The sequence below is a fragment of the Paenibacillus sp. CMM36 genome (assembly GCF_053570945.1).
On record NZ_JBSEDY010000002.1, the window covers coordinates 144,698 to 157,644 of the forward strand.

Sequence of the window (12,947 nt, forward strand, 5' to 3'; positions counted from 1 at the left end):
ATGTTTCTCCACCTCACCTTATATATGAACACTTTTTTGTAGTTTCGCTTCTTTTTTCAATTCTCTCTTCGCTTGTCTTTTTAATTTCCGATTCTTACGTTTTTGTATCATATTATCCATGATGACGTAGACTACCGGAATAAGAATCAATGTAATAACAGCTGCGAAGGATAACCCGAATACAACAACAACTGCCATCGGTGCTTGTGTTTCGTTACCCTCTCCTGTAGCGAATGCCATTGGGAGCAAAGCTAGTACAGTAGCCAGCGTGGTCATCAAAATCGGACGCAACCGCTCAGACGCTCCATGAATAATAGCTTCATCCCGATCTTGGCCGTCTTTTCGGAGCTGAATTATAAAGTCAATCATAACTATGGCATTGTTGACGACCAAACCAACGAGCATGATGTAACCCGTCAAAGCTGAAACGCTGAGGCTCGCCCCGGTTACAGCTAAACCGATAAGCACACCAATTACCGTAGGTGGAACGGAAAACATAATAACAAACGGTGTGAGCAACGATTCGAACTGTCCTGCCATAACCATATAAATGAGCACGACAGATAGCAGAATAGCTATCCCTAAGTTTATAAAAGACTCCATCATTTGTTCAGTTTGCCCGCCACCCGTATCTGCACTGTAGCCTTCTGGGAAGTGAGTACTCTTCAAAAGAGCATCTATTTTCTGTTTGACGGTTAGAATGTCCCCTGATCCATCAATATCAGCAGAAATCTGTACTTGACGTGTCTGGTCTTCACGAGTAACAGTATCGGGTACAGTCCGTTTATCAATACTTACTACGGAAGACAAAGGTACATCAATACCTTGTGGAGTGGTAATCCGCAAGGCTTGTAGATTTGACAAATCGTGGCGATTTTGCTCTGGCAATGATATCTTCACATCAATCTGATCTTCACCTGTACGATAGCTTGTGGCGACTGATCCATTAAAAGAAGTATTCACTGCAGATAAGATTTGAGTTGCTGATAAGCCATATCGACTCGCAAGCTCCCGATTAACGGTAATCTCATATTCTTCGCGAACGGCACTCAAGCTACTTTTCACATTGACCGTACCCGGTATTTTTTTCACGTCCGCAACGAGATTGTCCGAGAGTTCTCTCAGGACGTCAATATCGTCGCCTTTTAGATTAATGTTAACAGCCGCACCGCTTGAAAGGCCTGTTGTGGACGTCAGTGTAATCTCTGCATCCGGAATACTATCAAATTTCTTACGAAGGCCCTCAACTACAACATCTGTTGGCTGATGCCCATCCTTGAGCGTAACACTTAAATCTGCCGAGTTGGTTGGAGTTGCACCTGAAAAGGCCGAATTGCCACCAGACCCAACTGTCACTGTCATTTTATCCAAATCAGGAACTTTCAATATTTCTTTTTCTATATCTTGAACAACCTTTTCCGTTTCTTCCAAGACCGTTCCATTAGGAAGTTTCACATTAACTGTGAATTCCCCAGTATCGGATGCTGGGATAAATTCAGCCTTAACGAAAGGAACTAGAGCCCCAGCTGCCACAAACATTAATAAAGTAATGATTAACACAGATTTTCTATGGTTGATTCCCCACTTCAGTATACGGCGATACCCACCCTTAAATTTCTCGAAGCCAATATTAAACCACACAATAGGGTTAACACCCTTATAAGTACCTGAAGAGTATATGGATTCATCTGGTATGGTAGGTAGCCAACGTGAACCGAGCATCGGCACAATCAGAAGGGATACGACCAAGGCTGCAATGTGAGAGAAAATAACTGTTAACGCCAACGGTTTAAATAGAACTCCCGCTATTCCATCAACAAAAACAACTGGTAAAAATACTACGATCTGCGCAAGTGCAGATGCCATAACGGCATTACCCACCTGCTTGGAGCCATCAATAGCCCCTTGTAGCATGCTTTTCCCTTCATGTCGTTGTCTAAAAATATTCTCAATAATAACAACAGCAAAGTCGACAAACGATCCTAACCCCAGAAGCAAACCGCTCAATGAAATAACATTAATGGTTTGTCCGGTGAAATACATCATCATAAACGTAGCTACGAAGGAAATTGGAATAACGATAGCAGCAATAATGGTAGAACGTATACTGTTCAAAAATAAAAGTAATACAATGGCTGCGATAATAAGCCCCAATATAGCATGCTCTACTAGTGAGTGTACGGAGTCGCTAATCGGTTTCGAAGCATCTGTTACCATCTCTAATTGAGTTCCCTGAGGCAATTCCTTCCGTATCGAATCTAAACTATCCTTTACAGAATTGGCGATTGAGAGGGTATTCCCCCCTGTGGCTTTAGTAACAGAAATATTGACACTTGGCTTTCCATTAAAAGTAGAAATGGTTGTAACATCATCCAAGGAATCTTCAACTGTCGCAATGTCCTTTAGCTTAACGCTCCCCTTCCCTACTGGAATTGGCGTTTCACCCATTTCTGAAACAGCTTTATATTCACCCTGAACCCGAAGTTGGATTTCTGTATTGCCTCGGTATACTGAACCAGCAGAACCAGCTACGTTATTAGACGATAGCGCTTGGCTGATTTGATCCAGCGTAATACCATAGCTTTGAAGCTTGGCTTGATCTACAGTAATCTTCACAAGCCGTTCTTGCCCGCCTGACATGCTGACTGAAGCTACTCCCGCAATTCTTTCAAGTCGCGGCTGAATAATATCCTTAGCAATAGGCTTCAGCTTGTTAACATCCTGGTCCCCTGTAAAGGAGAGTGTAATAACCGGCGTTGCATTAAGATCCAATTTAAGTACGCGCGGCGAATTTGCCGCCTTTGGAAGAGATCCTCGAACTCCATCAATTTTATCTCGCATGTCGAGGGTTGCTTGATTTATATCTACTCCCCAATTAAATTGAATGATGACCATAGATGATCCTTCTGAAGATTCGGACTGGATCGTATCTACATTCTCAATAGAAGCCAGACTCTTTTCAATAGGTTTGGTCACCAATTCCTCAACTTCCGTTGGTGTCGAGTTCGGAATACTGGTCGCTACCACAGCGATAGGCAACTTCATATCCGGCATCTGCTCGACAGGAAGCCTTAACGAAAAAATACCGCCCCCGATTAGCAAAGCAATAATTAACATAAATACTGTTACAGGACGGCGTATTGAAAACTGAGACATCTCATCACTCCCCACTCACTTCTCTATGTAATATTTAAGCACACACATCCACTACTACGATGAAATAAGCGTAAAGTTTCAGATAAATGCGCAAAAAAAACATATAAAAAAATAATAAACACATTTTGAGATAAAAGCTTAAAAAAAAGAAATTAATTACAGACGTTTAAGCTAAATCCAAAATAAAAAACGTTGTAAGGCTAATCCAAAGTTCTTACCTCATTGATATTATGGCATAGGCCCTTAATTCCAGTCAAATAGCTGATTTATAAAAAACATCCCTCTCATGTATATGAAAGGGAATTTCCATTTCGCATGGAGGGATGTTTAATAATTTCAGGTGTTTTGTTAATTAGATTTTAGGAAGCAGCTTTTTATCAGCCATAACTTTAGCTACAATAATGGCTGCATCTCCACGCAAGGTCAGAGAAGTAGGATTAAACATATATCCTTTTTTCAGATCGCTTGCATCAACAGGTGAACCCGTAATAAAGCCTTTCTTGGCAATAGCCAACACAGATGCCTGTGCATAGTAATCAATTTTGTCCGCATCTTTAAAGGTCTTAGACAGATTCTTCATGATCTTGTCATGATCTGTTTCAAGCTTCAAATTCAATGCCTTAGCGATAATGACTGCTGCATCTTGGCGTGTGATTACATCTTCCGGCATAAAGATTCTTGGTTGCGAACCTTTGACAATACCAGCGCGTGCAGCTGTTTCAATATAACGATAATCATAGAGCGCATCTGCTGATATCGTATTTGGAATAGACACGTCGTCAAAATGCTTCGCTCCGCTGAAATTAAGCGGAATTTGCAGACCTTTGACGATCATAGACGTAAATTCGCCTCTTTTAATGTAGCTGTCAGGTCCAAAGCTATTAATTGGATCCATTGGGTTCATGACACCTTTAGCCAAAATGGCTTCGATGTAATCTCTGGCGTATTTGTGCTTAATGACATCACTATACGTTTCTCCAACTTTAGCAACTACATAGTAACCGAAACGATCAAACGGTACTTTAATGGTGTGTTTTTTCGGATCCACCACACCACCAATGTTCTGCCAGTCTTTAAGATCAGAATCAAAATAGAACACCGACATTTGTTTCCCTGCATCTTGAGCAATACTACTATCATACGTCAGCGTCAATGTAGCACGCTTGGAAGGTACTAACTCGTTAGATGGGTCACGCCAGTAGAAGTTTTTGATCTTGCTGCTGTCATTTTGCGACTTGTTAGCCAATTGATAAGGATCAGCACCATATGTCACTGGATCGTAAGCATCCGTTTTGATATCATCTGCGGTACCTGGGTCAATCCAGAATACTGGACTGGACTTGGTAAAACGACTTGGGAAATCCCGGTTGAAGTATCTACTTCCGTCTGCAATCAAGCTCCGCATATCGGACAATGCTTTTTCAGTTTCAAATTCATGACGGTCTACCACACCATCTTCGCTATTTGCTATCGCAAAGTACAAAGTATGCCCAGAGAAAACCTGGTTTTTGAATTGCTGTGGTTGATCGTAATCCCGGCGAATTAGACTCGTTCCCTTTGCAAAAGCAAGTGTAAGATTACCATCGAACACTTTGTGCGATGTTTTCATCGCTTCCATGTACTGCTCGCCAGGAATATTTGTAGGCACATATTTAACGGTAATGGTTTGTTTTAGTTTTTCCTTGCCTACTGTAACCACTACATCAATTTTATTATCTTTGTTAGCTTTTAGACCTGTAACGATGGCTTTGTAAGTTGATGGGTAATCAACAGTACCATCATAGTCAGAATCAAATCCTTCTTGAACCGCTTTTTCCTTACCTACCATAACACTATCTGCGTTACCTGCGTTTACAACAACTTGCACAAAGTTTTGATTCACGATCCGTTTTTCAGGAAGCGGACGCAAGATATCAAAAGATGTGGATTGACCGGATACTTGCAGTCGGAAAGTAGCAAACGGCCCGCTCTTGCCACTGTTGTACAAGGTAATGTTATAAGCTACTGGTGTTCCATCTTGCGAAATAGTTTGGTTTTTCAACACAAAGCTGAAATACTTTTTGTCCGGATGGTAGTACACAAGCAGGTCTTTTAAATCTTTATTAGTAAATTTATCTGTAGTAGAACCGGAATTATATGTTGTCTTAGCATCTTCTGCTGAGAAAAACTCGTTACTCAACGTCCAGTTGAATTCACTGTCATCCGATCCCTTAATCTCCAAAATATATTGATCTTTATTGGCAATATCACTTAACGAACCATTTACCTGATCTGCTTTACCCAAATCGGCAATACTGAAAGTACCAAATACATTGATATTTTTCAGAGATGTATTGTAGTTAGTATCATCCACTTTGGTGAAATTAGCATCTTTTGATTTCGGAGCAATTTCGCTATACTTCGGTGTATTGCTCAAGCCGCTAACTGGTGTAAAAGGGATGATTCCTTGTGTATTTGGAACAGGAATTACTGGAATATTCGTCTGTGTAAAGTTTACTTTTACCGTATTGCTGTACTCAATACCTGGCTTGTACACAAACTTGATTTCATTATTCCCGTTCGCCAAGGCATTGGCTGCGGCTGTCTCTGAGGAAGCAGCAAGCTTGAAGTCCGCTCCTGAACCATCCAGATCAACCAATACATTATTAACATACAGGAATACATTTCGGTTACTTCCAGTGTAATGAATATCCGCTGCGTTGCTCACATCAAGCAATTTACCTTTAAAGTAGCCCAGTTGAGTCAATTTATAGGTATTCAAGTTTGAGCTGGATGTATTTAACGGAATTTGTTGCCCATCATAAATCGTATCGTATTTCATGAACGGACCCTGCAACAGATTCACCGTTGCTTTAATTAATTTGGTCGAGTCGCCATTCAGGTAAAAATTCAGTACGTTTTGTCCTTCTTTAGGCAAAGTGTCTACATAAGCAACGATTTTCTTCACTTGTGTTGACTTACCATTGATTGTCCGAATCACATCTTGAGGTGATCCTACAGTATGAACTGACACACCAGAAAGTTCACTAATTGAAGAAGGTGCACCGTTAACAACGATGAACTCCATACCAACAGGAACAGATGGAGCATCTGTAGTCTTGTTCTTCATAGAGCTTCCAGTTAATTTCAGAGCTTCATCTATAGCAGCTGCTTGATCAGACCCGCTTCCCTTAATTCTGCTCAACAATTGATTATTAAAATCAGGAAGATAGTTAATATCATCAATATACGGCTGAGTGCTGCTGCGCAATGTAAATTGGACAGCCGATGGAGCTGGAGGTGTACTGCTATCCGTATAGGTTATGCCCAGAGATGCCCTGGTCAAATGATCAATAACAGCTTCTGAAGGTACAGTCACCTGAAATGGATATACTTTATAACCATTTGATGTAACCACATTTGCAGTATCAATTGTGGCATCAACTCCAGTCGCACTACCCACAGCGCTACCATTGTTACTCACATCGGTAAAACGCGCATTGATTGTGGCAACTCCTGGATCGGTTGGACCGCCTGGCACCAAAACATTACCTTTTAAAACCACACCACTTGTAGACGATACGGTAAAGTCAGGCGAAGTGGTCAGATCGGCAGAAACATTCCCATCCTTGTTCAAGGTCAAATCAGAGAATTCCGGTTTTCCCGTATAAATCGTAATTTCACGTGTAACTGTAAGAGCCTGAGTTCCGTTATTCACTTTAATATTCACTATATTTTTACCTGGACTGAGTACAACACTACCTGTTAGTTTATAGCCAGTGTAAGAGGATACATTATACGTATTACTGCTTTTTGCAGACGTAAGCGTTACACTGTCGGCATTAGGCGCCGTACCTTGAATGACTACTTTAACATCATCCGTACCGCTATTGCGAGCGTCTGTTAACACAGCTGTCTGGTTCTCTACTAATTGTTCTGTTTCACCATTCAGCGTAGCAGACAGATCATAAACCTTGGGTCCATCCTGGTACTCTACGTAAATAGAATCCTTCATCTCAGCCGAGTTTTGGCTACTTTGGAATGTAATTCGGTTCAAACCAGGAAACAGTTTGATGTCTGTAATTTGAAGTGTAGAGCCACTGACCGTAATTCCGCCTTTTTGACTCTCATTTTTATTCACCACATTAAGGGTCGTTCCATTTTTAGAGAGCTGGAATACACTATATGATATCGTGCTTCCGTTCACTCCGTTAATCGTACCGTTAACTGTAATACGGTCGGTGTTCACCGATCTGGCCGAATCCGCATCATACTTCTCATTTGGAAAAATGAAATAAGTTCCTGTCGCAGCATGAGCCGTACCTACCAGGGCCGCCGGCACCAAGCCAATGATGAGACCAACCGTCAGCAACATGGATAGCAATCGTTTCAAATCATTGTCCTCCTTTGATTCTGTCGCACCTTGGGGTACGTAATCATTCAATACTTTTTTTATCGGTAGTAAACATACAAAAAATTAGTAAATTCTCAAAAAAGGAGGGAGTTTTTTTACAGCAAACATCAAAAAAGCCTTCAAACCCGCGGTATACCGCCAAGCTTGAAGGCTTACTTTTAAATTAAAATTATAATTTCGAACGCGTCTGGGAATCTGGCTTAGCCAACAACCGAATCAGTGTGTTAATAACTGGGCGTTTGGTTTTGCCAACAAGACCAATAACCTCTGCACCGATCTGTAGGAAGAACATCATAATACAAATCACGACAAAGGTGACCCAGTTCGCTTCATTAAGCGCAGCAGACGATTGAATCACGGCCAATACACCGAAAAATGCAGCAATACCGTAGATAATCAACACCGTCTGTCTGTGACTGAAACCTAGTTCGCGTAGGCAGTGATGCAAATGACCTTTATCCGGAGAGAAAATCGGTTTTTTCTGCAACTTGCGACGAATGATAGCAAAGAATGTATCTGACAATGGTACACCGATAATAATCAATGGCGTAATAAAAGATACGATAGCAATTTGCTTGAAACCAAGCATGGATAGCATGGCCAGACAGAAACCTAAAAATAATGACCCTGTATCACCCATAAATATTTTTGCAGGATGAAAGTTAAAAAATAGGAATCCGATAATACTGCCCAGCAGCACAAGACAAAGCATAGCTACCATGTAATTACCCATCAATATCGACATCACAAAAATAGTTCCAATCGCAATGCCTGAGACACCTGCAGCCAGTCCATCCAGACCGTCAATCAAATTGATGGCATTCGTTACACCTACGATCCAAAAAATCGTAAGTGGAATGGAAATCCAGCTTTCCAAAGATGAGTATGCATCCTGAAAAGGTACATTTACAAAATCTACACGAATATCAAAAGCAAACACGACCATACACGCAACGGCAATTTGAGCCAAAAATTTCAATTTTGCATTGAGATCGAAACGATCATCGAGAGCACCAATCAGTGTAATCAGCGTACCGCCAATCAGAAAGGCTGCGATAAAGTTAATATCCCGAGAGGACAGCATTCCGTCAGGCACAAAAGGTAACACCGCCAATAAGGACAACAGAAATGCCAAGAAAATCCCCAGTCCGCCAAGACGCGGCATAATTCGGGTATGTACTTTTCGGGCATTCGGTACATCGACGGCTCCAACCTTCACAGCGAATTTCTTGACGAGCGGTGTCAGTAACAGCGCAAGTCCCAGTGCCATGATGAACCCAATAATATAGATCAATAACATTTGATCATTCGACCCCCAATTTTAAAGCAATCCCTTTTCAGATGTAACCGCATTGAATTATACTCTGATCAAAAATAAATACCAAGCTTCATATTCTGGCAAATTAGCGGGTTTTGGAGGCAGATTCAAGCTATTTATCACACTTTTGTGACGTTTTCTTTTTCGCGCATCACTTTCGCGGCGAATTTCGGCAGCGCAAGCATTCTTTTGTAACGGCTTGGCTCTTTGAGGAGTCTATATAACCATTCAGCCCGTAGCTTTTGAAACAATTTAGGTGCGCGTTTGGTTCTGCCTGATATAACATCGAAGCTGCCGCCAACCCCCATCATCACCGGTACACCCAACTTTTCCTTATATTTACCAATCCAGGGTTCCTGTGTGTCCGCTCCACGTGCTACAAACAATAAATCAGGATTTGCTTCACGAATAGCTGCAATTACGGCTTCATCCTCTTTTGGTCCAAAAAAACCATCACGCTTGCCACAAACCGTAATTGCGGGATAAAGCTCATGTACCCGCTTTGCGGTGGCTTGAATCACCTCAGATGTTGATCCCAGTAAATAAACCTTCCAATGATAGTTTTCGCCAGCTGCAAGTAATTCATGTAACAAGTCAAAGCCCGCTACACGCTCAGGTACAGGATGTCCTACATAGTTTGCAGCCCACACTACGCCGGTCCCATCCGGGACAATCAGCTCCGCCTGTTTCATAACGTTCATGTACACTGGATCTTCCAATGCTGCCATTACCATTATCGGATTGGCAGTGATCACTTGATGGGGCCGGCGAGACTCCACTGCTTGAATTAATACATTTAATGTATCTTTCATATTAAGCCTTGATACCGGAACACCGAAAATCGGGACGGTAGGCACATTCGTAACCTTATCAACTGTCACTGTATCCATCATCCTTTGCGACACAAGTAATTAACGATATGCTGCGCCGGTAAGCGAGCCTCACTTTTTAACAAAGCAATGGCCGCTCCCTGGCTCTCGATCCATTGACTTCGCTGATCCAGCAACCGCATAGAATCATTAGCCAGTTTTTGTCCATCCAGTGCCTCTGTAGTGCCTACAGGCTGGCTACCGACACGGCTGAGGAAATGATCAATTTTAGGATCATAGGATATCCCCAACGGAGGCACCTGATGGGATGCTGCATAGATCAAGCTGTGTAATCGCATCCCGATCATCAAACTGCAACGACTCACTTCCAAAAGCATCTGTTGAGGATCGGTGACTTGATCACACATGCTTACAATGCTTCCCGTCCCCCTAATATCCCCCAACAAATCCATTACCATCCTTGAAGCCTGCTCGTCATCAGGCAGATGGAAAGGTAAAAAGCGTAAGTGTACACGGCGCTCAGCAGCTAATTTTTTTAAGCCCTCCGCGATAGCCTTCAAATCGCGGCGTTCCTTATCCCAGTAACGTACAGATACGCCAACGATCGGAGGTTGATCCTGATCAGTCTCAGTTGCTGCTTTATGCAGCTCGGAACCTCGGGGCAATGGAAGCCCCATTACCGGATCAGGAACAACTTCGACAACCGGGTTCTTTAGTTTCATAGTATCCAGTAGTGCGGCAGACTGCTCATCTCTTACAGAAACATATTCACAGCGCTGAAACACAGAACGGATCATAGGATAAAATATCTTCCGTTGTACCGGGCCAATGCCCTGAGCATATACAAACGTCGGCTTTCCAGCCCATTGGGCCAGTTTCAGAATCGCCAGATAATACGGAATACTTTTAGGGCTTGTTGCATCCTGGAGCAGACTCCCGCCGCCACTTATTAGCCCATCGCTGTTTTTAATCGCTCTACGAACTTCCCCCAAACTCATCCGCGGTACAGCTTCTACTCCGTACATTTTCTGTGTCCAAGCAGGGTCAGAAGATAGAACAACAGGCTTGACCGTGATACCCGCCTGACGGCTCTCCTCCTCTAAAGCTGTCAAAATCGACTTGAGCACCGCCTCATCCCCACTATTGTGAAAACCGTAATAACCCGAGATGATTATCGTTTGAGCTGTGGTGACCATTTCTTCCAACACCCTTCCAGCACTTGCCACACGACAATTGCGATGATTCCCAGCACCAGACCGAAGCCCAATCCTAACAGTCCGCGACTAAGCGACAGTGCCGCTGGAGAGTGAATGTGAGCAAAGGTATCCACCATAGAGGCTTGACCAATAGCAGCTATAATCAGCAAATAGATTGCTTTGCGATATTTCAAAGCCAGGAACGCTCCTGCAATAAACAGTGGGTGAGCCATCAAAAATTCCTTATTGCGTGGACGTACACCAAACGCATTTTCAAGGAAGTTCCGGAATGCCAGCTCCGTGTTCGACACTGTGCCCGCATTTCCAGTACGAGTCAAATAGTAATAACCTGCGGCTGCGATAACAGCCAGTGCGATCACCCACAATACAGTAATCGGCGTACGTAGCAGCTTGGAAATTTCCTCTCGTATAGAAACGCCACGATAAAAGAAAATATATATCGCTGCCAAGAAGATCGGCAGAATGTGAAGCAAGCTTACACCTCTGAATTGGTTCAGCACAAGGCTGTAAGCAATATTATTCAACAGAGCAATAACAAATGGTACTGCAGCCAGCGACAAAATCGCTGTCCGTACGTACAGTATAAGCGTTTGAACCAAACGCTGACCTGCAGAAAGTTCAGATCCCTGTTCACGTTTAATTCTAATCGTGTGCACAGCAATGATCATTGCAACCGTTGGTCCGCTAATCGCCGCGAGTAGGGCTAGACCTTGCTCCATCAAGCTGGAGTTCAAAACATAAAGTCCTGCTGAACCTACCAAACCGAGTGCAAATGCCAGCAAAGTCAATGCCGGGACGAAATAGGACACCATAATGGAGAAGAATGCCAGTGCACCTAGTACGACAATCATTTTCAGATAGCGCTGAATGGACGAATCGACTACTTGGAATGGTTCAGCCTGTCCGAGTTCAAACCCCTTTTTCTCCATCCGTTGTACAGCGTTACCCGGCTTATCCAAGCTGTGGATCAGGTTATCTACCGAATCCTTCACCTTGGCTTCAGCAATACTACGGCTAGGCGCGGTATTCAGATACAACATGCGAATATTACGATCCTTGGTAGCCAGAGCAAAACGATCGGCCAACGTTTCCACATCCAGCGTTGCATCTTTATCGCTCAATGAGTATAAACGCACAACGTTATAGTGGATATCGTAAGCGAGCTTATTGAAGCCTGCTTGCGGTTTTTTTAAGTTTTCGATAGCAGCTAGGCCAATATCGTATTTGTTCAGCAATTTAGCAAATGCCGCTAAGCTATGCTCTTTCTCGTTATCGGTGAAGCCTTTGACTGAATCACCTTCAAACAAAATGCGTTTTACACCATTCTGCTGAAAAGAAGCAAGCATCTCTTCTGTCAACTCCTGGTTATAAGGAAGACTGTCGCTCATCCGTGGAACAATAAAAAATCCTTTGCTCCGAAGCTGCTTCATCGCAATCGGGTCAGGCTGCATGGGCTTGAGGTACGCATCCTCTGGAGATGTTTCCACAACTAACCCTTCCTGTCCCTGATAAGTCCAAGGTTTTACATTGATGTCCAGGCTTGTAAACGTACGTAAAATTAACGGCTTTAATGCCTCCGCATTTTCTTTGTCAGCAAAAACAATATACGTAAAATTCTCATTTGCAGGTGAAAGCCGTTTTTCCATATCGGCAACGTTCTGAGTCGTATAGGTTACGACACGGCCCGCTTTACGAAAATCATCCAACGTACTTTCATACATCGCCATGCTGTTCACACCCGCCTGCTGTAAGCGGTCAAGCTGCTCATTCAGATAGTCCTGCGGATGAGCCTGATACGAGGCTGCCTCCGTCAAATCCCGATAATCGAATACAATCTCTACTTTTTTACTCGAGGATTCTGTCTTCACACGATCGGCGATGACTGGAATGGAAGCCAGCAAGCCGACAGCCACCAAAATCCATAACCATTTTCGAGAAGCCGTATTCCAATACTGCCATTTCTGATACACCAAAGAACCTCCTTAATATTCGGGATTTTGCAAAATTCAATGCTGCCCACCTTGTCGTACTCA

General features: G+C 43.0%; 6 protein-coding genes. All 6 read right to left on the bottom strand.

The genetic code is table 11. The features are described 5' to 3' along the window. Positions 1-18: 18 nt before the first annotated feature. On the bottom strand, positions 19-3,156 hold the full coding sequence (locus ACWA2B_RS04645) for an efflux RND transporter permease subunit (RefSeq protein ID WP_235306509.1): 3,138 nt from the start codon (positions 3,154-3,156) through the stop codon (positions 19-21). Between the two features lie 352 nt (positions 3,157-3,508). Then, a complete protein-coding gene (locus tag ACWA2B_RS04650) occupies positions 3,509-7,528 on the bottom strand; it encodes an S-layer homology domain-containing protein (RefSeq protein ID WP_165146190.1) in 4,020 nt (1,339 codons plus the stop codon). Between the two features lie 190 nt (positions 7,529-7,718). Next, positions 7,719-8,849 (bottom strand): glycosyltransferase family 4 protein, encoded by a 1,131-nt coding sequence (locus ACWA2B_RS04655; protein WP_029514606.1) that lies wholly within the window; start codon positions 8,847-8,849, stop codon positions 7,719-7,721. Positions 8,850-8,986: 137 nt separating this feature from the next. Continuing rightward, positions 8,987-9,748, bottom strand: a complete 762-nt coding sequence (locus tag ACWA2B_RS04660) for a WecB/TagA/CpsF family glycosyltransferase (protein ID WP_029514607.1) — start codon at positions 9,746-9,748, stop codon at positions 8,987-8,989. 8 nt (positions 9,749-9,756) lie between these two features. Further along, on the bottom strand, positions 9,757-10,893 hold the full coding sequence (gene csaB, locus ACWA2B_RS04665; protein ID WP_318627984.1) for a polysaccharide pyruvyl transferase CsaB: 1,137 nt from the start codon (positions 10,891-10,893) through the stop codon (positions 9,757-9,759). Next, a complete protein-coding gene (locus tag ACWA2B_RS04670) occupies positions 10,869-12,884 on the bottom strand; it encodes a DUF5693 family protein (protein ID WP_340933436.1) in 2,016 nt (671 codons plus the stop codon). Before ACWA2B_RS04670 ends, csaB begins: the two co-directional genes overlap by 25 nt. Positions 12,885-12,947 lie beyond the last annotated feature (63 nt).